This is a genomic window from Plantactinospora sp. WMMB334, assembly GCF_049179095.1.
Taxonomy (GTDB): Bacteria; Actinomycetota; Actinomycetes; order Mycobacteriales; family Micromonosporaceae; genus Plantactinospora.
The window spans coordinates 442,776-467,563 of record NZ_JBMHME010000002.1 but is presented as its reverse complement, the minus strand read 5'-3'; the positions used below and the strand labels follow the sequence as shown (position 1 = coordinate 467,563).

Annotated in this window: 20 protein-coding genes and 1 pseudogene; 9 read left to right on the top strand and 12 right to left on the bottom strand. The window is 73.0% G+C overall.

Annotated features, from left to right (window positions below; genetic code table 11):
• Positions 1-30 precede the first annotated feature (30 nt).
• Together ACN27G_RS01995 and ACN27G_RS01990 are read right to left on the bottom strand one after the other, a co-directional pair.
• Positions 31-339 (bottom strand): annotated as a pseudogene (locus ACN27G_RS01995) (MoaD family protein); the annotation flags it as partial.
• A 68-nt stretch (positions 340-407) separates the two neighbouring features.
• A complete protein-coding gene (locus ACN27G_RS01990) occupies positions 408-896 on the bottom strand; it encodes a Mov34/MPN/PAD-1 family protein (protein ID WP_421491067.1) in 489 nt (162 codons plus the stop codon).
• A 231-nt stretch (positions 897-1,127) separates the two neighbouring features.
• Between ACN27G_RS01990 and ACN27G_RS01985 the strand changes: the two genes are divergently transcribed.
• Positions 1,128-1,982 carry an aldo/keto reductase gene (locus ACN27G_RS01985; protein WP_421491066.1) on the top strand — a complete coding sequence of 285 codons (855 nt, stop codon included), beginning with the start codon at positions 1,128-1,130 and terminating at the stop codon, positions 1,980-1,982.
• A 63-nt stretch (positions 1,983-2,045) separates the two neighbouring features.
• Here the strand turns inward: ACN27G_RS01985 and ACN27G_RS01980 are convergent, their stop codons facing one another.
• From ACN27G_RS01980 to ACN27G_RS01970, 3 genes are all read right to left on the bottom strand, one after another.
• On the bottom strand, positions 2,046-2,567 hold the full coding sequence (locus tag ACN27G_RS01980) for a DUF2017 domain-containing protein (protein ID WP_421491065.1): 522 nt from the start codon (positions 2,565-2,567) through the stop codon (positions 2,046-2,048).
• Positions 2,543-2,833 (bottom strand): ATP-dependent Clp protease adapter ClpS, encoded by a 291-nt coding sequence (gene clpS / locus ACN27G_RS01975; RefSeq protein ID WP_421491064.1) that lies wholly within the window; start codon positions 2,831-2,833, stop codon positions 2,543-2,545. The genes ACN27G_RS01980 and clpS overlap by 25 nt, the downstream gene beginning before the upstream one ends.
• A gap of 71 nt (positions 2,834-2,904) precedes the next feature.
• Positions 2,905-4,635, bottom strand: coding sequence for a hypothetical protein (locus tag ACN27G_RS01970; protein WP_421491063.1), 1,731 nt, complete (start codon positions 4,633-4,635; stop codon positions 2,905-2,907).
• A 262-nt stretch (positions 4,636-4,897) separates the two neighbouring features.
• Here ACN27G_RS01970 and ACN27G_RS01965 point away from each other — a divergent pair, with 262 nt between their 5' ends.
• The 4 genes from ACN27G_RS01965 (at position 4,898) to ACN27G_RS01950 (ending at position 11,120) form a co-directional block, all read left to right on the top strand.
• The gene (locus tag ACN27G_RS01965; protein ID WP_421491062.1) at positions 4,898-7,576 is read left to right on the top strand and encodes a LuxR C-terminal-related transcriptional regulator; all 2,679 of its coding nucleotides are present in this window, start codon (positions 4,898-4,900) and stop codon (positions 7,574-7,576) included.
• A 207-nt stretch (positions 7,577-7,783) separates the two neighbouring features.
• Positions 7,784-9,064 carry a nicotinate phosphoribosyltransferase gene (locus ACN27G_RS01960; protein WP_421491061.1) on the top strand — a complete coding sequence of 427 codons (1,281 nt, stop codon included), beginning with the start codon at positions 7,784-7,786 and terminating at the stop codon, positions 9,062-9,064.
• 71 nt (positions 9,065-9,135) lie between these two features.
• Complete coding sequence (locus ACN27G_RS01955) at positions 9,136-9,726, top strand: isochorismatase family protein (RefSeq protein ID WP_421491060.1); 591 nt, start codon at positions 9,136-9,138, stop codon at positions 9,724-9,726.
• 65 nt (positions 9,727-9,791) lie between these two features.
• Positions 9,792-11,120 (top strand): MFS transporter, encoded by a 1,329-nt coding sequence (locus tag ACN27G_RS01950; protein ID WP_421491059.1) that lies wholly within the window; start codon positions 9,792-9,794, stop codon positions 11,118-11,120.
• 14 nt (positions 11,121-11,134) lie between these two features.
• Here ACN27G_RS01950 and ctaD read toward each other — a convergent pair whose 3' ends face one another.
• The 4 genes from ctaD to ACN27G_RS01930 form a co-directional block, all read right to left on the bottom strand.
• Positions 11,135-12,895, bottom strand: a complete 1,761-nt coding sequence (gene ctaD / locus ACN27G_RS01945) for a cytochrome c oxidase subunit I (RefSeq protein WP_421491058.1) — start codon at positions 12,893-12,895, stop codon at positions 11,135-11,137.
• A 164-nt stretch (positions 12,896-13,059) separates the two neighbouring features.
• Positions 13,060-14,166 carry an FAD-dependent monooxygenase gene (locus tag ACN27G_RS01940; protein WP_421491057.1) on the bottom strand — a complete coding sequence of 369 codons (1,107 nt, stop codon included), beginning with the start codon at positions 14,164-14,166 and terminating at the stop codon, positions 13,060-13,062.
• 196 nt (positions 14,167-14,362) lie between these two features.
• Positions 14,363-15,460 carry a sugar kinase gene (locus ACN27G_RS01935; protein ID WP_421491056.1) on the bottom strand — a complete coding sequence of 366 codons (1,098 nt, stop codon included), beginning with the start codon at positions 15,458-15,460 and terminating at the stop codon, positions 14,363-14,365.
• 117 nt (positions 15,461-15,577) lie between these two features.
• The gene (locus ACN27G_RS01930; protein ID WP_421491055.1) at positions 15,578-16,201 is read right to left on the bottom strand and encodes a bifunctional 4-hydroxy-2-oxoglutarate aldolase/2-dehydro-3-deoxy-phosphogluconate aldolase; all 624 of its coding nucleotides are present in this window, start codon (positions 16,199-16,201) and stop codon (positions 15,578-15,580) included.
• Positions 16,202-16,291: 90 nt separating this feature from the next.
• On the opposite strand from ACN27G_RS01930, the gene ACN27G_RS01925 reads away from it, so the two are divergent.
• Together ACN27G_RS01925 and ACN27G_RS01920 are read left to right on the top strand one after the other, a co-directional pair.
• A complete protein-coding gene (locus tag ACN27G_RS01925; RefSeq protein WP_421491054.1) occupies positions 16,292-17,086 on the top strand; it encodes an IclR family transcriptional regulator in 795 nt (264 codons plus the stop codon).
• 281 nt (positions 17,087-17,367) lie between these two features.
• The gene (locus ACN27G_RS01920; protein ID WP_421491053.1) at positions 17,368-18,528 is read left to right on the top strand and encodes a GH12 family glycosyl hydrolase domain-containing protein; all 1,161 of its coding nucleotides are present in this window, start codon (positions 17,368-17,370) and stop codon (positions 18,526-18,528) included.
• 76 nt (positions 18,529-18,604) lie between these two features.
• Here the strand turns inward: ACN27G_RS01920 and ACN27G_RS01915 are convergent, their stop codons facing one another.
• Both ACN27G_RS01915 and ACN27G_RS01910 read right to left on the bottom strand, forming a co-directional pair.
• Positions 18,605-19,621, bottom strand: a complete 1,017-nt coding sequence (locus ACN27G_RS01915) for a hypothetical protein (RefSeq protein WP_421491052.1) — start codon at positions 19,619-19,621, stop codon at positions 18,605-18,607.
• Positions 19,622-19,845: 224 nt separating this feature from the next.
• Positions 19,846-20,634 carry an aldo/keto reductase gene (locus tag ACN27G_RS01910; protein WP_421491051.1) on the bottom strand — a complete coding sequence of 263 codons (789 nt, stop codon included), beginning with the start codon at positions 20,632-20,634 and terminating at the stop codon, positions 19,846-19,848.
• Positions 20,635-21,104: 470 nt separating this feature from the next.
• Between ACN27G_RS01910 and ACN27G_RS01905 the strand changes: the two genes are divergently transcribed.
• Together ACN27G_RS01905 and ACN27G_RS01900 are read left to right on the top strand one after the other, a co-directional pair.
• Positions 21,105-22,307, top strand: coding sequence for a threonine synthase (locus tag ACN27G_RS01905; RefSeq protein ID WP_421491050.1), 1,203 nt, complete (start codon positions 21,105-21,107; stop codon positions 22,305-22,307).
• A gap of 95 nt (positions 22,308-22,402) precedes the next feature.
• Positions 22,403-23,893, top strand: a complete 1,491-nt coding sequence (locus ACN27G_RS01900) for an MGH1-like glycoside hydrolase domain-containing protein (protein ID WP_421491049.1) — start codon at positions 22,403-22,405, stop codon at positions 23,891-23,893.
• A 6-nt stretch (positions 23,894-23,899) separates the two neighbouring features.
• On the opposite strand, the gene ACN27G_RS01895 is transcribed toward ACN27G_RS01900, so the two are convergent.
• On the bottom strand, positions 23,900-24,292 hold the full coding sequence (locus ACN27G_RS01895) for a cupin domain-containing protein (RefSeq protein ID WP_421491048.1): 393 nt from the start codon (positions 24,290-24,292) through the stop codon (positions 23,900-23,902).
• Positions 24,293-24,788 lie beyond the last annotated feature (496 nt).

The window sequence follows — 24,788 nt, the reverse complement described above, 5'->3', positions numbered from 1 at the left end:
CCCGCCGACCCCGGCTGCCGCCGCACCGTGCCCGATGATCGCGGCTGCCGCCGCGAAGCCGAACGCGCCGCCGGCGACGGCCGGCAGGATGGTGACGGTGTCCCCGTCCGAGAGCTTCGCGTCGAGCGCGCCCAGGAATCGGACGTCCTCGTCGTTGACGTAGACGTTGACGAAGCGGTGCAGCGTGCCCTGCTCGGTGACCAGCCGGCCCCGCAGGCCGGAGTACTTGCCGTCCAGGTCGGACAGGAGGTCGTTGAGGGAGTCGCCGGACCCCTCGACGACCTTGGCGCCGCCGGTGTAGCTGCGCAGGATGGTGGGGATGCGAACCTCGATGGCCATGATGCTGTGCTCCTTGGAAGACGACGGAGTGGGGAACTGACTACGAAGCGGCTGCTGAGCTGGGGAGGTCAGCGGCCGGAACACTCGTAGTCGACCGTCGCCGGGCTCTGCCCGAACATGTAGGACTGGACGGCGTTCGGGTCCACCGTGGCGTCGACGACCCGGACCGGCTCCTCGGTCACCACTCCATCCACGATCCGGAACGATCGGATCTCTTCCGTCTCCGGATCACGCGTCGAGACCAGCAGGTAGTGTGCGCCGGGCTCTCCCGCGAAGGAGATGTCGGTGCGGGAGGGATAGGGCTCGGTCGCGGTGTGCGAGTGGTAGATCACCACCGGCTCCTCGTCGCGATCGTCCATCTCCCGCCAGACCCGCAACTGCTCCATCGAGTCGAACTCGTAGAACGTCATGGATCGCGCGGCGTTCACCATCGGGATGTGCCGGGTCGGAGTGTCGGCGCCGGCCGGACCGGCGACCACGCCGCACGCCTCGTCGGGATGGTCCCGGCGGGCGTGCGCGACGATCGCCTCGACTATCGACCGGTCGATGCTCAGCACAGGCCCCAGCCTACCGCCTCTCCGGCCGACCGGCTGCGGCCGACCGCCGCCGGCCCGAGTGGCCGACCTCACGTGCCCCGCCCGACTGGCGGCGCCGGCCCGGGGCGGGAAGAGTAGATCTCTGTGGGGCACCCGGGCAGCTCGGACGCTCCGGATGCCCCTGGACCGGGTCGAACCGGGACCGGGGCGGGAAGCGCCGCCGCCCGGATGCCCGAGGGGAGGAGAAGTCCGATGATCTCACGCCGCATCGGAGAGACCGAGGTGAGCGCGATCGGTCTCGGCGGCATGCCGTTGTCGATCGAGGGGCGGCCGGACGAGGAGCGCTCGATCCGGACCATCCACGCCGCGCTCGACGCCGGTGTCACCCTGATCGACACCGCCGACGCCTATCACATCCACGCCGACGAGGTCGGACACAACGAGTCGCTGATCGCCCGGGCGCTCGCCAGCTACGGCGGGGACACCTCCGGGGTGCTGGTCGCCACCAAGGGCGGGCACCTGCGGCCCGGCGACGGAAGCTGGACCCTGAACAGCTCCCCCGACTACCTGCGGAGCGCCTGCGAGGCGTCGTGCAAGCGGCTCGGGGTGGAGGCGATCGGGCTCTACCAGCACCATCGCCCCGACCCGAGGGTCCCGTACGCCGACACGATCGGCGCGCTCCGGGACCTGGTCGACGCCGGAAAGGTCCGGATGGCCGGGATCTCCAACGCCAATCCTGAACAGATCCGGCAGGCCCGGGAGATCCTCGGCGACCGTCTGGTGTCGGTGCAGAATCAGTACTCGCCGGCCTTCCGCAGCTCCGAGCCGGAGCTGGCGCTCTGCGACGAGCTGGGGCTGGCCTTCCTGCCCTGGGCCCCGCTGGGCGGGATCTCCCGCGCCGCCGAACTGGGCAACCGGTTCGCACCCTTCGCCGAGGTCGCGGCCGCCCGGGGCGTCAGCCCGCAGCGGGTCTGCCTGGCCTGGATGCTGGCCCGCTCGCCCCGGCTGATCCCGATCCCCGGATCGAGCCGGCCGGAGACGATCCGCGACTCGGTGGCCGCCACCGAACTCCACCTCGACCCCACCGAGCTGGCCGCCCTGGGGTGAAAGGCGGGGGCCCTTCTTATACAAAAAACGATAAGAAGGGCCCCCGCCTTTCACCCGAGGCGCTCAGTCGGTGAGGGCGGTGAGCAGGGACTCCTGGAGGTAGCCGAGGTAGGCGTAGATGGAGAGCTGGAAGACCCGGGTCGAGGTCGGGTCGTGCATGACCGCCTCGTCCAGCTCGTCGCCGAGGTCGGTGTCGCCGGAGATGTCCAGCCGTACGCCCATGGCCAGCCGCGCGTCGTTGAGGGCCCGCAGCCATGCCTCGGCGGCCTCCGCGTCGAGGCGTACCTCGCCGCCGCTGGCCGGGGGAAGTGCCGCGAGTACGGCACCCGCCTGGTCGATCTTGCCGGTCTTCAGATCACCCTCGGTGTACTGGCGGAACTCGGCGGAGTCACCCGGGCGCTCCGGATAGATGTCGGGAAAGAGCCGCCCGACGACCGGATCGGCGTGGTCGAAACCGTCGGTGAGCAGGCCGACGACCTCGGAGGCGACCTTGCGGAGCACCCGCACCTCGTCGGCGGCGAAGGTGGCGACGCAGTGCTCGCCCTGCCTGCGGAACGTGCTCACGCCCGGTCCACCGTCGCCCACAGCCCGTACGCGTGCAGTTGGGACGCGTCGTGCTCCATCCGCTCCCGGGCGCCGCTGGAGACCACCGCCCTGCCCTTGTGGTGCACGTCGAGCATCAGTTTCTCGGCCTTCTCGTGGCTGTAGCCGAAGAGTTTCTGGAACACCCAGGTGACGTACGACATCAGGTTGACCGGGTCGTCCCAGACGATCGTCACCCATGCCCGGTCGGCGACCGGCACGTCGTCGGTCTCCGGCGCGTCGACCGGTGCCACCTGTGGAGCCGCCATGCCCCCCATCGTGCCACCGACGAAGGAGTTGCGAGGAACCGGAACGCCGCCCGGATACGAACCGGCGGTGATCAGGCGAGCAGCCGGCCGTGCCGGATCGCGTCGGCGAGCACGCCCGTCAGGGAGCAGGCGATCGCCTCGAACCGCCGGGACACCTCGCGGCACAGCTCCACCTCGGTCTCGCGCAGCGCCCGACGCAACCAGGACCGGGCCCGGGTCGGGTCCGCCCAGGCCGGGTTCCGCCAGTACTGGTAACAGCCGCCGGAGAGGCCCACTCCGAGCGGGGGCAGGATGCTGCCGCCGGAGCCGCCCGGATAACCGGCGAGCGCACCGACCGCGCCGAGCCCGTAGACCGTCTCGACCTCGCCGGTCTCCCGGATCAGCAACACCCGGTCGAAGTCCCGGGCCCTCCGGTCGTCGGCGAGGCCCCAGCCGACGGCGGCAGCGGCACGCAGCCGTACGCCCTCGTCCGGAGCGCTGCCGAGGACCAGGCCGAGCGACTCGACGAGGATCTTGTCGACCCCGGCGTCGCAGGCGGCGACCACCTCCAGCGACAGCGCCTCCACCTCCCGGTCCAGCAGCGCCGGCAGGCTCGGCACGCCGGCACCGCTGACCACCTCGCGCACGCAGCGCAGGTGGATGTTGGCCATCTCCAGCGCGATGTCCCGGCGGAGCCGGTGCGCGAGACCCCGGGCGCGCCGGTCCAACCGCTCCGCCCAGTCGGCGGCGTGCGCGGCCGGGGCGACCGGGACCGTCCGGGTGGCACCGGGCGCGACCGGCGGGCTCAGGCTGGCCCGGCGCAGCCCCTCCGTGCCGGCCCAGTCCTTCATGGCCTGGCGCAGGTAGGCGGTGTCGGCGGCGGCCGGATCCAGGTCGAGCCACCGCACTCCGGCGAGGCCGGGCACCGCGGCGACCAGGGCGGCACGGCGATCCTCGACCCAGCCGACCGACGGCTCACCGCCCTCGCCGCAGGCGCAGCCGAGGCCGCCGCAGGTCGAGCCGAGATCGCCGCAGGCGCAGCCGAGATCGCCGCAGGCGCAGCCGAGATCGCCGCGGGTCGAGCCGAGGTCGCCGCGGGTGCAGCCGAGGCCGCCGGAGGCGCAGGCGAGATCGCCACAGGCGGTAGCGAGATCCTCGACGGCGGACGGGAGGATGTCCGTCTCCCACCCGGCGGGATCGGGCCCGGCCGGATCACCCCCGGCGGGCGCACGGCCGACCGGCGAGCCGCCGGTGCCCGGGGTGCCGACGAGGAAGATCGCGGCCTCGTCCGCCACCTCGGCCAGCAGGTCCAGGTCGGCGGCGGCCACCGGTTGGTCGTCGGGCAGCACGTAGAGCAGCGCGCCGCCTCGGCGCACGGCGTCCCGGACCACCCGCACGCCGGCCACGCCGAGGGTCCCGGTGTCGGGCGCGTCGACCAGGCAGAAGTGGCGCAGCAGTGGATCGGGCAGGGTCAGCTCGACCCGCCGTGGCGGGCGGGCCAGAGCGGGGCCGGCACCGACCGGCTCCGGCCGGAATTCCCGACCGGACCGAAGGCCGGGCACGTAGGCCGCGCCACCGGGGGTGGACGCATAGTCGATCACCAGAAAGCTGCCGTCCGGCACCCGCAGGGACGGCGCCGCGACCCCGAGCAGCCCGGCGAGAACGGCCCGGCGGTCCCGGGCGGAGGGCCCCACCGTGACGACCGCGAGGGGTTCGTCGGGCGTGGACTCGACCAGCGCCGGCTCCCCGCCCGCCCGGCGTCGGGTCGTCCGGTCGCCGGGCGGCCCGGACGCCCCGACGGCGGGCAGCGAGCGAAACTCCATCGCCGTCTGTACCTCCCGTGTGACCGGAACGCTCCGGACCTCCCGGATGACCGCAACGCCCCGGCCGGACCCGCTGGCGGCGGCTCGACCGGTACGACTTCACCGGTGCGACTCCACTGAGGTCCCGCCGGATATGGGAACGCTACGTGTCGATATCCACACGCTACGAGGATCGACGATACTCATGGATGCTCGGCCAGCTACTCAAATTCATTCAGTCACCAGGCGCGCGCGGTCGGCAAACGGTCTATATGCTGCCCCGATGGGGCGGTGGAGCTTCGTTGGCCGAACGGATGAACTCAACCGGTTGCTGAGTGCCGCCACCGGTCCGGGGAGCCGCGGCATCTTCTTCAGCGGCACGGCCGGAGTCGGGAAGAGCCGACTGCTCTGCGAGGCCCTGGCGGAGTTGCCCGCGCTCGGCTGCGCCGTCTGGTCCGCCTCCGCCAACATCGCGACCGCCGGCATTCCGTTCGGCGGGCTCGCCCAGGTGCTTCCGGCCGACCAGCCGGTCGGCCTCGCCCCGCCCGGGATCATGCGCTGGGCCGTCGACGCGCTGCACCAGCAGGCGGCGGGCCGGCGGATCGTGATCGGCATCGACGACGCCCACCTGCTCGACCCCTCCTCGGCCGCCCTGGTCTACCTGATCGCCCGCTCCGACAACGCCACCGTGCTCGGCACGCTGCGCAGCGGCGAGCCGGTGCCGCTACCGATCCGCGCGCTGTGGACGGACGACCTGGTCGACCATGCCGAGCTGGCCCCGTTGACCGTGCGGGACAGCAACGACCTGCTCACCGCCATGCTGGGCGATCCGATCGACGCGCCGTCGGCGGAGCGGCTGCACCGGCTCTCCGCCGGAAACGCGCTGATGCTCCGGGAGCTGGTCATCGCCGCGCACGCCAGCCGGGAACTGAACCGGACCTACGGTGTCTGGCGGTGGACCGGGCGCAGTCACCTTTCGCCCACCCTGGACGACCTGATCGACACCCGGATCGGCCAACTCGACCCGGGCGTACGCGCGGTGGTCGAACTGGTCGCGATGGGCGAGCCGATCGGGCTGACCCTGCTGCACCGGGCGACCGACAGCTCCAGCGTGGAAACCGCCGAGGAACGCGGCCTGATCCAGGTCGTCACCCATGACCGCCGCTCGGACGTCCGGCTCGGCCACCCGCTCTACGGCGAGGTTGTCCGGCGGCGATGCCCGGTCACCCGCGCCCGCCGGCTCAACGCCCACCTCGCCGACCTGGTCGAGCAGGCCGGCACCCGGCGCCGCGACGACCTGCTCCGGGTCGCCGTGTGGCGGCTCGACTCGGGGACCGCACAGGATCCTGCCCTGCTGCTCCGCGCGGGCGCGCAGGCGTTCAGCCAGTTCGACGTGCCGCTCGCCGGCCGGCTGGCCCGGGCCGCGCTGGAGACCGGTGGCGGCTACCAGGCCGCCGAGTTGCTGGCCACCCTGTTGATGTTCGGTGACCAGGCCGAGGAGGCGATCCAGGTGCTGGACTCGGTCGCCGACCAGATCACCTCCGACGAGCGGCGCAGCCGATGGCTCACCGTACGCGGCATGGTGTCGTACTGGGGCCTCAACCGCGAGTCCACGGTGGCCGAGATCGCGGCGGACGCGGAACGGCTGGCCGATCCCGCCGACCGGGCGCGGGTGGTCGCCTTCGAGGCGATCATGCGACTGCACCGGCTGGAGTGTGCCGAGGCGCTGCGGCTGAGCCGCTCGGTGCTGGACCGGCCGGCCGCCACGGTGGCCGCGCGCAGCCTGGCCCGGTGCACCATCGCGCACCTCCAGGCCGCCCGGGGCGAGCTGGCGCTCAGCGGCCGGGCCGTCGAGGGGGTCGCGGCCGAGGCCGCACAGTGGCGCGGCGAGATGCCCTACCTGCAACTCGCCCTCGAACTGGCCCGGGGCACCCGGTTGACGCTCGCCGGCGACCTGGCCGGCATCGACGCCATCGTCGCCGCCGAGTTCGCCGACCTGGCCGACGCGGGCGACTTCCGGCTCGGCTCCGGCTACCTCTCGATCCTGCGTGCCCAGGCGGCCCGGCTGCGCGGCCAGACCGGCGAGGCGCTGCGGACCAGCCTCGGCGCCTGCGCGGTCCTCGCCACCAGTCGGGTCTTCGCCGGGCTGGCACACGCGGAGCGGGCCCAGGCGGCGGCGATGCGCGGCGACATCGACTCCGCGGCCGGGGCGATGGCCGAGTCGGACCGCGCGCAGAGCGCCGTGATGGCGGTGCTGTATCCCTGGCTCGAACAGGCCCGGGCCACCGTGCAGGCCGCCACCGGCGACCATGCCACCGCCGTCGCCACCCTCCGCGACCTGGTGGACCGGCTGCAGGCGGACGGCTTCGCCGGGCACGAGGTACTGGCCCTGCACGACCTCGTCCGGCTCGGCCGGGCCGACATCGAGATCGGCGAGCCGACCGTCACCGGCCGGCGACGAACGGTGGCGCAGCGGCTCACCGAGCTGGGCGAGACCGTGGACGGTCCGCTGCCGGCGCTGCTGGCCCGGCACGCCCGTGCCGAGTACGCGCACTCCGGCGACCAACTGCTCGCCGTCGCGGAGAGTTTCGCCGAACTCGACCTCAACGTCTTCGCCGCAGAGGCGACCAGCCGGGCGGTGCTCCGGCTGCGGGCGGCCCGGTCGAACCGGTCGCACGACGCGAACCTGCGGCTCGCCGCGCTGCTGCGGCGCTGCGACGTGCTGCGTACGCCGGCCCTGTCGGTGCGCCAACCGGCGCTGACCGAGCGGGAACGGCAGATCGCCAGGCTGGCTGCCCGGGGCCTGGCCAGCCGGAACATCGCGGAGCAGCTCTACATCTCCACCCGGACGGTGGAAAACCACCTCCAGCGGGTCTACAACAAGCTCGGCGTGGCCGGTCGCGGCGAACTCTGGCCCGCGCTGAAGGCCATTCCCGAACCGGACGGCGAGGCCGAACGCTGACCGATCATGGCGGTAACGCCGACCGGACATGGCGGTGACGCCGACCGGACATGGCGGTGACGCCGACCGGACATGGCGGTGACGCCGACCGGTGGTGGAGGAGAACGCAGACCGGCGGCGGAGGGAACGCCGACCGCCAGCGGCGGGCCGGTGCGGAGTGACGGACGACCCGAGACGGCGGCGCGGCGGCACGCTTAGGCTGGCCTGGTGCACAGTTCACGCCCCGCGCTGCTCACCGACCACTACGAGCTGACCATGCTCGGCGCCGCCCTCCGGGACGGCACCGCCGACCGGCACTGCGTCTTCGAGGTCTTCACCCGCCGGTTGCCGACCGGCCGCCGCTACGGCGTGGTCGCCGGCACCGCCCGGCTGGTCGAGCTGGTCGCGGACTTCCGCTTCGGCGCCGCCGAGGTGGCCTTCCTCCGGGACAGCGGGGTGGTCGACGAGCCGACCGCCGAGTGGCTGTCGAACTACCGCTTCCGGGGCGACATCGTCGGTTACCGCGAGGGCGAGCTCTACTTCCCCGGCTCGCCGATCCTGACCGTCTCGGGCACCTTCGCCGAGTGCGTACTCCTGGAGACGCTGACGCTGTCGGTGCTCAACCACGACTCGGCGGTCGCGGCGGCGGCGGCCCGGATGGTGACCGCGGCCCGTGGCCGTACGCTGATCGAGATGGGCTCGCGGCGGGCCAACGAGGAGGCGGCGGTGGCCGCTGCCCGCGCCGCCTACCTGGCCGGGTTCGGCTACACCTCCAACCTGGCCGCCGGGGCGCGCTACGGGATACCGACCGCCGGCACCGCCGCGCACGCCTTCACGCTGCTGCACGACGACGAGTCCGCCGCGTTCGCCTCGCAGGTCGCGGCGCTGGGCAAGAGCACCACCCTGCTGGTCGACACGTACGACATCGCGCAGGGCATCCGGAACGCGATCGCCGTCGCCGGGCCCGACCTGCGGGCGGTGCGGATCGACTCCGGCGATCTCTCGGTGCTGGCCCAGCACTCGCGGGAACTCCTCGACTCGCTCGGTGCCACCGACACCAAGATCATCGTTTCCGGTGACCTAGACGAGTACGCCATCGCGGCGCTCGCCGCCGAGCCGGTGGACATGTACGGCGCCGGCACCGCGGTGGTGACCGGTTCCGGCGCCCCGACCGCCGGCCTGGTCTACAAGCTTGTCGAGGTGGACGGCCGTTCCGTGGTCAAGCGCTCCGAGCACAAGGCGACGGTGGGCGGGCGCAAGGTGGCCGTCCGGCGGCACAAGCCGAGCGGCACCGCCACCGAGGAGGTCGTGGTCTCGCAGGGTGAGCCGGAGCCGCGACCCGGAGATCGGGCGTTGCAGCGACGGTACGTCACCGGTGGCGAGCCGGAGCCGCTGCCGACCCTGGCCGAGTCACGCGAGCATCTGCGCCAGTGCCTGATCTCCATCCCCTGGGAGGGCCTCAAGCTCTCCGCCGGTGACCCGACCATCCCGGTCACGATACAGGGGTGAGGAAGGGCCCCCGCTTATCGCATTCTGTAGAGGAAGGGCCCCCGCCCAACCGGTGGAGGAGAGGTGGCAGAGTGAGCCGAGCACTGATCATCGTCGACGTGCAGAACGACTTCTGCGAGGGCGGCTCCCTCGCCGTGGCCGGCGGCGGCGCGGTGGCGGCCGGGATCACCCGGCTGCTCGCCGCCGAGCCGGGCCGGTGGGAGCACGTGGTGGCAACCAAGGACTTCCACATCGATCCCGGGTCGCACTTCGCCGACCGGCCCGACTACGCCGACTCCTGGCCCCGGCACTGCGTCGCCGGCACCGATGGCGCCGAGTTCCACCCCGATCTCTCCACCGACCGGGTCGAGGCGGTGTTCCGCAAGGGCGAGTGGGCGGCGGCGTACTCCGGGTTCGAGGGCAGCACCGAGGACGCCGAGGGCGCCGAGGGTCTGGCGGGCTGGCTCCGCCGGCACGACGTGGAGAGCGTCGAGGTGGTCGGGATCGCGACCGACCACTGCGTACGGGCGACCGCGCTGGACGCCGCCCGGGAGGGCTTCGCCACCACGGTGCTGCTCGACCTGACCGCCGGGGTCGACGCCGGCACGACCGATGCGGCGCTGGAGATGCTCCGCGAGGCCGGGGTGACCCTGCGCGGGACGCCCCGGGTCGGCGCCGGCTGAGCCGGTAATTTGATCGGGGATGTCGCATCGGGCCGGCAGGATGGTCGGGGAGGTGTAACACCCTGATGAAGCTCACGCCCTACCGGGAGGCACTGGCGCTGCCCGGCGTCCGGCCCCTGATGCTGCTCGCCCTGCTGATCCGGGTCCCGAAGACCATGACGCTGCTGGCGCTCACCCTCTACGTGGTGGCGCGGCTCGGGCACGGTTACGCGGCGGCCGGGCTGGCCAGTGCGGCGATGACGGTCGGCTCCGCGCTCGGCGCGCCGATCCTGGGCCGGCTGATCGACCGCCGGGGGCTGCGGCCGGTGCTCGTGCTCACCACCCTCGCCGAGGCGGCCTTCTGGTTCGGCGCGCCGCTCATGCCGTACCCGGTGCTGCTGGCCGGGGCGTTGCTCGGTGGCCTGCTGACCCTGCCGGTCTTCTCCGTGATCCGGCAGTCGATCGCGGCGCTCGTGCCGGAGCAGCAGCGCCGGCCGGCGTACGCGCTCGACTCGATGGGGTTGGAGCTCTCCTTCATGATCGGGCCGGCGGTGGCGGTGCTGCTGGCGACCAGCGTGTCGCCGCAGGCCACCCTGCTCGTCGTCGGCGCCGGGATCACGCTCTCCGGGCTGGCCCTGCTCCGGCTCGACCCGCCGGTCCGGGACGAGCGGGCTCCGGCCGCCGCGCCGGCCCGGGACGAACGGGTTCCGGCCGCGGCGCCGGTCCGGGACGAACGGGTTCCGGCCGCGGCGCCGGTCCGGGACGGGCGGGGGACGACCGCCGCGCCGTCCGGGGCGCCGCCCCGCCGGGAGTGGCTGACTCCCCGGCTGGTCGGGCTACTGGTGGTCAGCGCCGCCGCCACCCTGGTGCTCGGCGGCACCGACGTGGCCGTGGTGGCGGTGCTCCGCGCCGCCGACCAGGTGCACTGGACCGGTGTGGTGCTGGCGGTCTGGGCCCTCTGTTCCATGGTCGGTGGCTTCATGTACGGCATGGTGACCCGGCCGGTGCCACCGCTGGCGATCGTGCTGCTGCTGGGCGTCTGCACGATCCCGGTCGGGCTCGGCGGTGCGCAGTGGTGGTCGCTCGGTCTCGCCCTGCTGCCGGCCGGGCTGCTCTGCGCGCCGGCTCTCGCGTCGAGCTCCCACGCGGTGAGCCAGCTTGTGCCGTCCGGGGCCAGGGGCGAGGCGATGGGACTACAGAACTCGGCCATCACCGTCGGCATCGCCCTCGGCGCGCCGCTGGCCGGTGCGGTGATCGACGCCTCCGCGCCAGCCTGGGGGTTCGCCGCCACCGGCCTGGTCGGCGTCCTCCTGGCGCTCGCCGTCCTCCCGGTCGAGCTGCGCCGCCGCCGGGCGGCGGTCGTGGTCGGCTCCGCCCTCGGCCCGGAGCGTGCACTGAGCACCGACCGCGCGTGACCGTCGTGGGACCGCTACCGCTGGTCGATGTTGCTGGCGGCGTCCTCGGTGTAGCTGGCGCCGTGGTCGGACTCGCTGGTGAGCGGCCTCGCGCCACCCTCCGGCGGCCCTGCCAGCGACTGTCCGCCGGCCGCCAGCTCCGGGAACTTGGCGTCGAACGCCGGCCGCTCGGAGCGGATCCGGGGCATCCGGTCGAAGTTGCGCAGCGGCGGCGGCGAGCTGGTCGCCCACTCCAGCGAGTTGCCGTGCCCCCACGGGTCGGCGACCTCGACCACCGGGCCGGACTTGTACGACTTCCAGACGTTGTAGAGGAACGGCAGGGTCGAGATGCCGGTGACGAAGGAGCCGATCGTGGAGATCGTGTTCAGCGTGGTGAAGCCGTCCATCGGCTGGTAGTCGGCGTACCGCCGGGGGAAGCCCTCCGCGCCGAGCCAGTGCTGCACCAGGAACGTGGTGTGGAAGCCGATGAAGGTCAGCCAGAAGTGCACCTTGCCGAGGCGCTCGTCCAGCATCCGGCCGAACATCTTCGGAAACCAGAAGTAGATGCCGGCGTAGACGGCGAAGACGATGGTGCCGAAGAGCACGTAGTGGAAGTGCGCCACCACGAAGTAGGAGTCGGAGACGTGGAAGTCGAGCGGCGGGCTGGCCAGCAGCACGCCGGTGAGGCCGCCGAAGAGGAAGGTGACCAGGAAGCCGATCGACCAGAGCATCGGCGTCTCGAAGCTGAGCTGGCCGCGCCACATCGTGCCGATCCAGTTGAAGAACTTCATGCCGGTCGGGACCGCGATCAGGAAGCTCAGGAACGAGAAGAACGGCAGCAGCACCTGGCCGGTGGCGAACATGTGGTGCGCCCAGACGCTCATCGAGAGCGCCGCGATCGCGATGGTGGCGCCGACCAGACCCTTGTAGCCGAAGATCGGCTTGCGGGAGAAGACCGGGATGACCTCGCTGATGATGCCGAAGAACGGCAGCGCGACGATGTAGACCTCGGGGTGGCCGAAGAACCAGAAGAGGTGCTGCCAGAGCAGCGGGCCGCCGGTCTCGGCGTCGAAGACGTGCGCGCCGAGGATCCGGTCGGCGGCGAGCGCGAAGAGGGCCGCGGCCAGCAGCGGGAAGACCATGATCACCAGGAGGCTGGTGACCAGGATGTTCCAGGTGAAGATCGGCATCCGGAACATCGTCATGCCGGGCGCCCGCAGCGTGAGGATAGTGGTGATCATGTTGACACCACCGAGGATCGTGCCCAGACCGGAGATGGCCAGGCCGACGATCCACATGTTCGCGCCGACCCCGGGCGAGTGCTCGATGTTGCTCAGCGGGGTGTACGCGAACCAGCCGAAGTCGGCCGCCCCGCCCGGGGTGAAGAAGCCGCCCAGCGCCAGCGTCCCGCCGAAGAGATAGAGCCAGTACGCGAAGCTGTTCAGCCGGGGGAACGACACGTCCGGCGCGCCGATCTGGATCGGCACCACGAAGTTCGCGAACGCGAAGACGATCGGCGTCGCGAAGAAGAGCAGCATGATCGTGCCGTGCATGGTGAAGAGCTGGTTGTACTGCTCCGCCGAGAGGAACTGGAGCCCCGGCCGGGCCAGCTCGGCACGCATGAGCAGCGCCATCAGGCCACCGATCATGAAGAACGCGAACGCCGTGACCATATACATGATCCCGATCTGCTTCGCGTCCGTCGTACGCAGCAGCCGCGTGAGTGCCGAGCCCTTGACCGGCTGGTGGACCGGCCAGGGCCGGGTCACGATCGGCTTGGGTGCGACGGTGGTCACGAGTGGCCTCCGGTTCTCGTTAGTCCCACTCGGCACGCGCTGTTGATCTGCGAGCCGTACCTCGCAGGCAGAATAGTCCCCGGCGGCGGGGGGTCCCGCGTCGGGTACGCCCGACCCGTCCGCGCCGCCCGGCCCGGCCGCCCGGCACCCCGATTCCCGACCGCTCAGGCCGGGGCGACCAGGAGCCGGTAGTGCTCCTGGAAGATCCGGTTGCCCCGGTCCCGCAGCACCGGGTCGCGCAACGGCGGCGGCACGTCCCGGGTCCGGTCCCGGTCGCGGGTCCGGTCCACCACCCACTTGATCCGGGGGCGGCGCCGGCTCTCGTAGCTCTCCAGCGCCTCGGGCACGGTCGCCGACCGGTCCAGCGCCCGGGCCAGCACCAGCGCGTCCTCCAGGGCCATCGCGGCGCCCTGGGCCAGCGTCGGCCCGGTGGCGTGCGCCGCGTCGCCGACCAGCACCACCCGGCCCCGGGACCAGCAGCCCAACTGCACCTCGTCGGTGCGGGTCACCTGCACCTGGTCCATCGCGTCCAGGATGGCCGGGACCGGGCCGCCGTACCCGCCGAAGCGCTCGCGTACCCGGGCCAGCGGGTCGGCCGGCAGCGCCGTGCCCACCTCGTCGGCGTAGCAGTGCAGCCGCCCGGCCCCCATCGGCACCGCGACGAACGCGGCCCGCTCGCCGAGCAGCCCGGTCCAGTCGGCCAGCAGCGGGCCACCGGTCACGATGCTGCGGTAGACGACCTGCCCGGCGGGGCGGGCCGGGCCGCCGAGGGCGGCCAGCGCGCGTACCGCGGAGCGTCGGCCGTCGGCGCCGACCACCAGGTCGTACTCGGCCTGCCGCCCGTCGGCGAAGGTGACCGTGACGGCGTCCCGGGTGAGGTCCAGGCCGCGCACCTGGGTGTCGTACCGCACCTCGCCGCCGGCGCCACTGAGCAGCACCCGGTGCAGGTCGGAGCGGGGCAGCGCCCGGCACTCGCCGACGCCCGCCCAGAGCCTGCCGAGGTCGACCTCGCAGAGTTCGTAGCCGCGCGCGTCGGCGAAGCGCTGCCGCCGGATGACCTGGCCGAGCGGTCGCACCGGATCGGCCAACCCGATCTCCCGGAGCGCCCGTTCGGCGTTGCCGGGCAGGTAGATGCCGATGTCGGTGTCGCCGCCTCCGGACGACCGCTCGGTCACCTCCGGACGGAAGCCGGCGAGCCGGAGGGTACGCGCAACCGCCAGGCCGGCGATCCCCGCGCCGACGACGAGAATGCGCAGGTTGGATCCGGCCAACTGACGCCTCCGGAGGGATCGACACGCGTTGAAGGCAAGAGACTACTCCGCGCGATTCCCTCAGCGGAAGATCCGATCGGATGCGCCCCCGTCACGGCCAGGTCACCGGCATCGGCCACAAGATCGACCAAGGTGACCCGGGAGCCGGGGGACCCCGGCCGCCGGAGGATGCCGGGTCGCCGGGTTGGCCGGCGGCTCAGCGCTGGACCCGGGCGCCGGCTCCCCGGACGAGGGCCTCGACCTCCTTCAGGCTCGCCATCGAGGTGTCACCCGGGGTGGTCATGGCGAGCGCGCCGTGTGCCGCGCCGTACTCCACGGCGGTGGCCAGGTCGCCGCCGGTGAGCAGCTGGTAGATCAGCCCGGAGGCGAAGCTGTCGCCACCGCCGACCCGGTCGAGGATCTCCAGCCCGGGGCGGTGCGTCGCCTGGACGAAGCCGCTCCCGGCGGACCAGGCGATCGCTCCCCAGTCGTTGACGGTGGCACTGCGTACGGTGCGCAGCGTGGTCGCCACCACCCGGAAGTTGTCGTACTCCCTGGTGACCGCCTCGATCATCCGCTGGAAGTTCGCCACCTCCAGCTCGGCGAGGGCCTCGTCGGTGTCGGGCACCTCGAAGCCGAGCGAGGCGGTGAAGTCCTCCTCGTTGCCGATCATGACGTCCACGTACCGGGCCAGCCGCCGGTTGACCTCCTGCGCCCGGTCCTGGCCGCCGACCGCCTTCCAGAGGCTGGGCCGGTAGTTGAGGTCGTACGAGATGACCGTGCCGTGCCGGCGGGCGGCGGTCATCGCCGCCTCGATCGTCTCCGGGGCCACCTCCGACAGGGCGGCGTAGATGCCCCCGGTGTGCAGCCACCGCACGCCCAGCGTGCCGAAGAGGTGCTCCCAGTCGACGTCCTCCGGCCGCAGTTGACTGGCGGCGGTGTGCCCACGGTCGGAGGTGCCGACGGCACCGCGTACGCCGAAACCCCGCTCGGTGAAGTTGAGCCCGTTGCGCACGGTCCGGCCGATCCCGTCGTACGGCAGCCACTTCACGAAGCTGGTGTCCACGCCGCCGGTGAGGATCAGGTCCTCCAGCAGCCGCCCCACCTCGTTGTCGGCGAACGCGCTGACCAGCGCGGTACGCAGCCCGAAGCACCGGCGCAGCCCGCGTGCGACGTTGTATTCACCGCCGCCCTCCCAGGCCCGGAAGCTGCGTGCCGTGCGGACCCGGCCCTCACCCGGGTCGAGCCGGAGCATCACCTCGCCGAGCGAGACGAGGTCGAAGCGGCAGTCGTCGGCGGGGCGGAGCGTCAACATGGGGCGGACCTTTCAGATGACGGCGACGGGGTCGGGCCGGAGCCGGGCGGCCGGGGCCGGGGCCGGGGCCGGGGCCGGGGCCGGACCACGGGACGGGACCGCGGTGCGGTGCGGGGCTCAGCCGGCGGCGCGGCTGGCCGCGACGGCGGCGGCGGTCAGCCGGGTCACCTCGTCCCACCGGCCCGCGGCGAGCAGGGCGGGGGCGACCATCCAGGTGCCGCCGACCGCGAGCACGGCGGGCAGCGCCAGGTAGTCGCCGAGGTTGCCGGTGTTGACCCCGCCGGTCGGGATGAACCGGACCGAGCGGAACGGTGCGGCCAGCGCCCTGACCATGCCCGCCCCGCCGAGCTGCTCGGCGGGGAAGAACTTGACCGTGTCGAGCCCGGCGTCCAGCGCCATCTGGATCTCGGTGGCCGTGGCGGCGCCGGGGAAGACCGGCAGCCCGCGCTCCTGGCAGTGCCGGACCACGGCCGGCGAGAAGCCGGGACTGACCACGAACCGGGCGCCCGCGTCGGCGGCCTCGTCGACCTGGGCCGGGGTCAGCACCGTCCCGGCGCCGACCAGCAGGTCCGGGCGCTGCGCCATCGCCCGGATGGCGTCGGCGGCGGCCGCCGTCCGGAAGGTCACCTCGATCGCCCGCAGGCCGCCCTCGGTGAGCGCGGCGGCCAGCGCCGACGCCGACGCCGCATCCTCGAGGACCACGACCGGCAGAATCCGGGTCGCGGCGATCGTCTCCGTCACGCCACCGATTTGTTCATCATCTTGAACGCTGGTCACATAGCTGACCCTACTGCGCTCCGCGATGCTGTCAAGGCGGCTAGAGTGGCCGCCATGACGACGGGCACGACCGGGGCCGCGGTCGAGGCGTTCCAGCCGGTGAAGTCCGCCGGCCGCACCCTCGACGTACTGGAGGCGCTGGCCGACTCGCCACGGCGCCGCTCCCTGGTCGAGCTGGCCCGCGCGCTCGGCATCCCGAAGAGCAGCCTGCACGGCCTGCTGCGCACGCTGATCCAGCGCGGCTGGGTGGAGACCGACGCCACCGGCACCCGGTTCGGCCTGGGTGTCCGGGCGCTCCAGGTGGGCGCCGCCTACCTGGAGGCGGACGACGCCACCGGCCTGCTCGCCGGGGTCCTCGACGACCTGGCCGGCCAGTTCGGCGAGACGGTGCACCTGGGCCGGCTGGACGGCCCGCACGTGGTCTATCTGGCCAAACGCGAGTCGGTGCACCGGTTGCGGCTGTACAGCGCCATCGGCCGTCACCTGCCGGCACACGCGACCGCGCTCGGCAAGGCACTGCTGGCGCAGCGCGCCGACGAGGCGGTCGACCGACTGTTGAGCTGGCCACTGCCGGCGCTCACCCGCAACACGATCACCGACCCGGAGCTGCTGCACGCGGAGCTGGCCACGGTGCGCGACCGGGGCTACGCGGTCGACCGCGAGGAGAACACCGACGGCATCGTCTGCTTCGCGATGGCGGTGCCGCTGCTCTCCCCGGCGGTGGACGCGATCAGCCTCTCCGTGCCGGCCACCCGGCTCGACGGGGAGAGCGAGCAGCGGATCGTCGCGGCGCTGCACGGCGCCGTCCGCCAGGTCCGGGCCGCCCGCACCCTGCTCGCCGGCGCCTGACCCGGGGGCCCGTGCCGGCCGGTCGCCGCCGGCCGGTCGCGGCGGTCACCGATCCGGCCCGATTCCGGTACGCCGTTCAGCCCGACCACTCAACCGCCATAACCCGCCCGATCGGCACGAAGGGTCCGGCCGGCTGCCGCCGGAGTTGCGTTCCGTTTTGAAGCATGTAAATGTGTCTCTAGCTGCCATGGGAGCGCTCCCCCCGGCATCACCCGCCGCACGCCCGACACCTCGCGGCACCCGCACCACTCCACGGACACCCACCACGCCCAAGGAGCATCATGAGACGTCCCGTCCCCGTCTTCGCGGCGCTCGCCGGTCTGCTCGTCACCGGCACGATCGCCGTACTCACCACCGCCGGCCCCGCCCAGGCCGACGTCCAGATCTGCGAGCAGTACGGCTCGACCACCATCCAGGGCCGGTACGTGGTGCAGAACAACCGCTGGGGCACCACCGCCCAGCAGTGCATCAACGTCACCGACACCGGCTTCTCCGTCACCCGCCAGGACGGCCAGGGCAACACCAGCGGCGCTCCGGTGTCGTACCCCTCGGTCTTCCTCGGCTGCCACTACACCAACTGCTCGCCCGGCACCAACCTGCCGATGCAGGTGAGCCAGATCAGCAGCGCGAACAGCAGCATCAACTACACCTACGTGAGCGGCGCCACCTACAACGCCTCCTACGACATCTGGCTCGACCCCACGCCCAAGCGGGACGGCGTCAACCAGATGGAGATCATGATCTGGTTCAACCGGCAGGGCTCGATCCAGCCGATCGGCTCCTCGGTCGGCACCGCCACCGTCGCCGGGCGCACCTGGGACGTGTGGCGCGGCAACAACGGCGGCAACAACGTGGTGTCGTACCTCGCACCGTCGCCGATCACCAGCTGGAGCTTCAGCGTGCTGGACTTCATCAACGACGTGCGCAACCGCGGTGCGATCACGAACTCGTGGTACCTGACCAGCATCCAGGCCGGCTTCGAGCCGTGGCAGGGCGGCACCGGTCTCGCCGTGAACTCTTTCTCCGCCTCGGTCAACGGCGGCGGCAACCCGCAACCGACCGGCCAGCCGACCAACCCGCCCACGGGCCAGCCGACCAACCCGCCGACCAACCCGCCGGGCGGCAGCTCCTGCCGGGTCGCCTACACGGCGAACTCCTGGAACAACGGCTTCACCGCGTCGGTGACCATCACCAACACCGGCTCCAGCGCGATCAACGGCTGGACACTCACCTACAACCTGCCCTCCGGGCAGCAGGTCACCAACACCTGGAACGCGACCGTCTCGCAGAGCGGCTCCACGGTGACCGCCCGGAACATCAGCTGGAACGGCACCATCGCGCCCGGCGGCACGGCCTCCTTCGGCTACCAGGGCACGTTCAACGGCACGTACGCGTCGCCGACCTCGTTCAGCCTGAACGGCTCGGCCTGCAGCCGGGCCTGACCCCGAGCTGGACGATCAGGGGCTCCGGCCCGACGATTCACGGGCTCCTGCCACCGCCCCGGTGGCAGGAGCCCGGTCAGCGACCGGCCAGGCCGGGACCGAGGCTGAGGCGCTGGCCGGGAAGGTGCCGGTCGAGGGTCCGGGGATCGGCGAAGACCACCCGGCTCAGGTCGTGCCCGCCGGGGTCGCCGGCGAGCACCCCGGGCACCGCCGACAGCACCGCCGACCCGGCCGGCGGCACCGTGGGCAGGGCGCCCGGCAGCCCGGGGGGCAGCACCGGAGCCAGGGCCCGGAACGCACCCCTGACCCGGTCCGCCCGGTAGTCGGCGGGATCGTCGGTCGCCCGGAGCAGCAGACCGCCGTGCGACAGCGGGCGTACCTCGGCGAACGCGCCGGACGCCCGCAGCCGGTCCGCCCCGCCCAGTCCGGCGGCGAGTTCCCGGGGGCAGACCGTCACCCACTCGTAGCCACGCAGGTGACCCCGGCTCTGCTCGGCGGACTCCTCCGCCGAGCGGCCCAGGGTGGCGTCCAGCATCGTCGCCGGAGCGACCAGGCCGGCATTCACCACGATCTCGCCGTACGCCGGATCGGTGGCGTCGCCGACCAGCCGGGCCAGTTCCACAAGCGCCGGCAGGACCAGTGGCAGCCCTCCGGACCGCCCCTCGAAGCCGATCGAGATCTGTAGCCGGACGTGCCGCCGCCCGGCGAACCGGTCGAGGAAGACGTCCAGCTCCGAGGCGATCGCACCCGGCGCGGCATCGAACCACCGGGCCGAGAGCTGGGCACAGTCGGCGGTCAGCCCGTCCACCCACCGACCTGGCCGGCGGCGCCGGCCCCGTCCGGTCGCGTCCTGCTCGAACGCGGTCAGCGAGGTCGACGGCGCGGCGGCGCCGGCCGGACGCACGAACGGCAGCAGCAACCGGCACGTCTCGTCGTGCCACCAGCGGGCCAGGCCGGCGAGCCAGGCCGGATCCTCGGCCCGGTCGAGATAGAGCAGCCAGGTGGCGAAGTCCGGCTCCGGTCCGCCGTCGGCCGGTCCGCCCTCTCCCGGCCCGGGCTGGCCGAAGCCTCCGCCGAACAACTGGTCGTACACCCCGCACCTCCTCTGGCGCCGCCCGGGGTCCCCGACGGCCCGCGGTCCGGCCGGAGCGGCACGCGCGGGCCGGACGCGCGGGCGACGCCCGACGGCGGTTGCCGGCCAGGGTAACCGTCGGCGACCGGACGACCCGAGGCGGCGTACCGGAGAGCGGGTGCCGGCCGGCTCAGCGTCCCCGGGTACGCGTCGGGGTCACCGGCCCATCCCGGTACGCGCCGAAGTCACCGGCCCATCGCGTCGAGCTGGCGCAGCTCGCCCTCGCTCAGCGAGAAGCCGAACACATCGAAGTTCTCCCTGATCCGCGACGGGGTCCCCGACTTCGGGATCACCACCACCCCGTGCTCGATGTGCCAGCGCAGCACCACCTGACCCGTACTCACCCCGTGGTCCCGGGCGATCTCCGCCAGCACGGGATCGTGCAGGTCGGTGGTCTTCAACGGGCTGTATCCCTCCAGCACCACGCCCCGCTCCCGGTGCTCGTCGAGCCGGCGCGGGTCGTGGAGCGCCGGACCCCAGCGGATCTGGTTCACCGCCGGGGCCTCCTCGGTCGCCTCGACGAGCATGTCGAGCTGGCCGGTGTCGTAGTTGCTCACCCCGACCGCCCGGGCCAACCCCTCGTCCCGGACGGCGAGCAGCTCCCGCCAGCTCGCGATGCTGGCCCGGTCGCGTCCGGGTGGCCAGTGGATCAGCCAGAGGTCGACGTAGTCGGTGCCGAGCGCCGCCAGGCTGGCCGCGATGGTCTCCCGCTCCCGACCGGCCCGCTCCGGCGGCAGCTTCGTGGTGACGAAGACGTCCTGCCGGGAGAGCCCGCTGTCCCGGATCGCCCGGCCCACCTCGTCCTCGTTGCCGTACATGGTGGCGGTGTCGAGATGCCGGTAGCCGACGTCGAGCGCCTCCCGGACGGCCTCGTACGCGCGCCGGCCGCTGAGTTGCCAGGTGCCGAAGCCGAGCATCGGCATCCGGACCTCGCTGGGCAGCTGGACGGTGGGCTGGTCGATCGCAGACGTCATGTCAGGCTTCTACCCGGGTACGGCGGCACCCATGCATCCCGGAATCCGGCTTCCGGCGGCGGGTGGGCGGAGAATGAACGGCATGTCGGATCCGCTGGACGAGTACCGGCGCAGACGCGACGGCGCGTACCCCCGAGCCGGTGCCGCAGCCGGGCGGCCCGGGAGCCTACGCCGGCACCGGCCGGCGGGCAGCCCGGGGGCCGGTTCGTGATCCAGCAGCACCACGCGCGTGGCGGGCGGGTCTCCGGGCGCTACGTGCTGTTCCGGACGACCCGGGCCGGCGGGCCGGGCGGGGGTGGCGACCGGCGGGGCGGCGGGGCGGGTCCGCCGCCCGGCGGCGTCCCGACCGGGCGGAGCGGGCCCGGTGCGGGACGGCAGGGGCCCGAAAGAGTGACCCGATCGGCCGGAGTTTGCCGCGCGAGGGGGTGGCCCGGCCGGGATCATGGGAGGGACCGATCGGAGGCCGCCCGGTGTACCTGACGCACCTGCACTGCCCGCGCTGCGACAGCACCTACGACGCGGACCGCCCGCAGAACCTCTGCTCGTGCGGCTCGCCCCTGCTGGCCCGCTACGACCTGACGCGGGTACGCGACGCGGTGAGCCCGGCCGCGCTGGCGGGACGCCCGGCCGATCTCTGGCGCTACCGGGAACTGCTGCCGATCGCCGACGACCGGCACGTCACCACGTTCGGCGAGGGGTGGAGCCCGATGCTGCCGGCGGCACGGTACGGCGAATCGGTCGGCGTACCCGGGCTGCTGGTGAAGGACGAGGGGCTGATGCCGACCGGCTCGTTCAAGGCCCGGGGCGCGGCGGTGGGGGTCTCCCGCGCCCGTGAGTTGGGCATCCGGCACGTGGCCATGCCCACCAACGGAAACGCGGGTGCCGCCTGGGCCAGCTACGCCGCCCGGGCCAGGCTGCGGGCGACCATCGCCATGCCACTCGGCGCGCCGACCATCACCCGCCGGGAGTGCCTGGCCGCCGGCGCGGAGCTGTACCTGATCGACGGGTTGATCAGCGACGCCGGCCGGTACGCCGGCAAGCTGATCGCCGCCTCGGCCGGCTCGCCGGAGGGCGGGATCTTCGACGTCGGCACCCTCCGGGAGCCCTACCGGCTGGAGGGAAAGAAGACCATGGGGTACGAGATCGTCGAGCAGCTCGGCTGGCAGGTGCCCGACGTGATCGTCTATCCGACCGGGGGTGGGGTGGGGCTGATCGGCATCCACAAGGCGCTGCACGAGATGCGGGAACTCGGGTGGATCGGCGAGACCCTCCCCCGGCTCGTCGCCGTACAGTCCACCGGCTGCGCCCCGATCGTGCGCGCCTTCGGCGCCGGGGCACGCCGCGCCGAGCCGTGGGCCGATGCCTGGACCCTCGCCTTCGGCATCAACGTGCCCGCGCCGCTCGGCGACGAGCTGATCCTGGACGCGCTCCGGGACACCGCCGGCACGGCGATCGCCGTCGACGACGAGGCGATCCTCGCCGACCTGCACGACTTCGGCGCGCAGGAAGGGCTGCTGCTCTGCCCGGAGGGGGCCGCCTGCCTCAGCGCGGTAAGGCATCTGCGGGCCGGCGGCTGGCTCCGCTCCGACGAGCGGGTGGTGGTGCTCAACACCGGCGCCGGGCTGAAATATCCGGAAACCGTCGACGTGGACAGCCTGCCGGTGGCCGGATGAACGGCCGCGGGCAGGTCGCGGGGCGGATCGGGCAGGCCGCAGGACGGACCGAAATTTGACAACGACGGTGCGCCGGCAGTAGGCGTTGACTGGTTATGTCTCACGCCGCGAAGCACGTCCGGGCGACCGGATCGACGGAGTCCCCCGACCTGCCACGCCAGCTCGGCGACGCCGACGCGCAGACGTGGCGCGGTGCCGCCGCGATCCTGGACGCCAACTGGACCGGGACCCACACGGTGCCCTCGCGCACCCTCTATCCGCACCAGTGGAGTTGGGACGCCGGCTTCATCGGCATCGGGCTGGCGCATGTCGCGCCGGAGCGGGCCTGGCGGGACCTGCGCAGCCTCTTCGAGGCGCAGTGGCCGGACGGGCGGGTCCCGCACATCGTCTTCGATCCCGGGATCACCGAACGCGACTACTTTCCTGGCCCGTCCTTCTGGACCGGTGGCACCCCGTACGCCACGGGTCCGGTAGCGGAGGACGGCAACGGTGCGGGTCCGGGCCGCGCGGCCGGGACGCCGGCTGGCGGGGGCGGGACGCCGGCTGGGGGAGGCGGGTGGCCGGGTAACGGCGTCGGGTCGGGCAGGCCGAGCAGCGGGATCGTCCAGCCGCCCGTGCATGCCGTCGGCGCCTGGGCGGTCTACCGGCGTACGCCGGGCGAGGCGGCCGCCGAGGAGTTGCGCTGGCTCTATCCGCGCCTCGTCGCCCAACAGGAATACCTGACCACCTGCCGGGACGTCGGTGGGGCCGGCCTCGCCGCCATCGTGCACCCGTGGGAGTCCGGGCTCGACAACAGCCCGGCCTGGGACGAGGCGCTCGCCGCCGTACCGCTGGCGGTCGAGGTGCTGCACCGGTACGCCCGGCGGGACATCCAGGTGGTCTCCTCGGAGCACCGCCCGACCGACGACGACTACGCCCGTTACCTGAGCATCGCGCTGTCCTACCGGGACGGGGGCTACCGGGACGCGGAACTCGGGGCGCGGCATCCGTTCCTGGTCGAGTGCCCCGGCTTCAACGCGCTGCGCGGCATGGCCGAGGTGACGCTGGCCCGGATCGCCGAGGTTGTCGGCGCCGACCCGGCGCCGCACCGGGAGCGGGCGCGCGCCATCACCCGGCAGCTCGCGGAACGGCTCTTCGACCCGGCCACCGGCATGTTCCACGCCCTGGACGTCCGCACCGGGCGGCGCGGCGCGGCCCGGTGCGTCAACGGTCTGCTGCCGTTGGTCCTGCCCGAGCTGCCGGCGGCGCAGGTGGCCGGCGTGGTCTCCGCGATCGGGTCGGCCCGGTTCGGGATCGACGCCGGCATGCCGGTGCCGAGCTACGACCGGTCGGCCGCCGACTTCGACCCGTTGCGGTACTGGCGCGGCCCGGTCTGGTTCAACGTCAACTGGTTGCTCCGCCTCGGGCTGCGGACGCACGGCCAGGAGCGGCTGGCCGAGACGCTCCGCTCGGCCCTGCTCCACCTGGTCCGGCACTCCGGGTACTACGAGTACTTCCATCCCGGAACCGGCGCCGGGATCGGCTCCCCGGCGTTCAGTTGGACCGCCGCGCTCACCCTGGACCTTCTCGCGGATCAACCGCGATAGCGCCGGTCAGCCGGTCGGCGGCTCGTCCCTGCCGGCCTCCTCCATCGCGTCGGCCTCCTCCTTGGTGTGGTGCACCGCGTGGTCCGCGTGCTCCGGGGGGCCGTAGATGGTGTAGAGCACCAGCGGGTTGGGGCCGGTGTTGACGAAGTTGTGCTTCCGCCCGGCCGGCACGACCACCAGGTCACCCTGGGCCACCTGACGGGTCTGGCCACTGACCCGGGCCTCGCCGGTGCCGCTGACGAACGTGAGGATCTGGTCGATGTCCTCGTGGACCTCTTCGCCGATCTCGCCGCCCGGCGGGATCGTCATGATGACCAACTGGGTGTGCTTGCCGGTCCACAGCACCCGGCGGAAGTCCGGGCTCTCCTGTGCGACGGTGGCGATGGTGAAGTGCTCCATGACCGAATTCTTACCCCGAATCCGGGGCAATGATTCCCCGCTGACTGTGACCTGAGTGACCCTTGGGCCCGTCGGGACGCGGCGGGGCGCCTTACCAGGGCCGGACGCCGTGTCGGGTTTGCTTTCGGGCCCGGTGGGAAACCCCACAACTAGCCGGAACGGCCACGACGGCCGGCCGGCCGAGCCAGGTCCCCGCTGGCGTACCGCCGTTGGGCTGCGCGGACGGGAGACGGCCAGAGCGCGGCGACGCCACTTTCACCGGCGGCGCCGCGCGCTCTTGCCGGCCGCCACGCGCTCTTGCCGGCGCCACGCGCTCTTGCCGGCCGCCACGCGCTCTTGCCGGCCGCTACGCGCTCGTGTCGGGTCGCCGCCGCCCGCTCTCGTCAGGTCGCCACGCGCTGTTGTCGGGTCGCCGCCGCCCGGCTCGTGTCGGGTCGCCGCCGCCCGGCTCGTGTCGGGTCGCCGCCGCCCGCTGTCGTCGGGTCGTCGCGCTCAG

Bases quoted from the DNA above. Each gene is read 5' to 3' on its own strand.
- ACN27G_RS01900 (WP_421491049.1), top strand. From the start codon at position 22,403: ATGTCTCACGCCGCGAAGCACGTCCGGGCGACCGGATCGACGGAGTCC.
- ACN27G_RS01895 (WP_421491048.1), bottom strand. From the start codon at position 24,292: ATGGAGCACTTCACCATCGCCACCGTCGCACAGGAGAGCCCGGACTTC.
- ACN27G_RS01920 (WP_421491053.1), top strand. From the start codon at position 17,368: ATGAGACGTCCCGTCCCCGTCTTCGCGGCGCTCGCCGGTCTGCTCGTC.
- ACN27G_RS01985 (WP_421491066.1), top strand. From the start codon at position 1,128: ATGATCTCACGCCGCATCGGAGAGACCGAGGTGAGCGCGATCGGTCTC.
- ACN27G_RS01910 (WP_421491051.1), bottom strand. From the start codon at position 20,634: ATGACGTCTGCGATCGACCAGCCCACCGTCCAGCTGCCCAGCGAGGTC.
- ACN27G_RS01950 (WP_421491059.1), top strand. From the start codon at position 9,792: ATGAAGCTCACGCCCTACCGGGAGGCACTGGCGCTGCCCGGCGTCCGG.
- ACN27G_RS01935 (WP_421491056.1), bottom strand. From the start codon at position 15,460: ATGTTGACGCTCCGCCCCGCCGACGACTGCCGCTTCGACCTCGTCTCG.
- ACN27G_RS01970 (WP_421491063.1), bottom strand. From the start codon at position 4,635: ATGGAGTTTCGCTCGCTGCCCGCCGTCGGGGCGTCCGGGCCGCCCGGC.
- clpS (WP_421491064.1), bottom strand. From the start codon at position 2,833: ATGGCGGCTCCACAGGTGGCACCGGTCGACGCGCCGGAGACCGACGAC.
- ACN27G_RS01965 (WP_421491062.1), top strand. From the start codon at position 4,898: ATGGGGCGGTGGAGCTTCGTTGGCCGAACGGATGAACTCAACCGGTTG.
- ACN27G_RS01925 (WP_421491054.1), top strand. From the start codon at position 16,292: ATGACGACGGGCACGACCGGGGCCGCGGTCGAGGCGTTCCAGCCGGTG.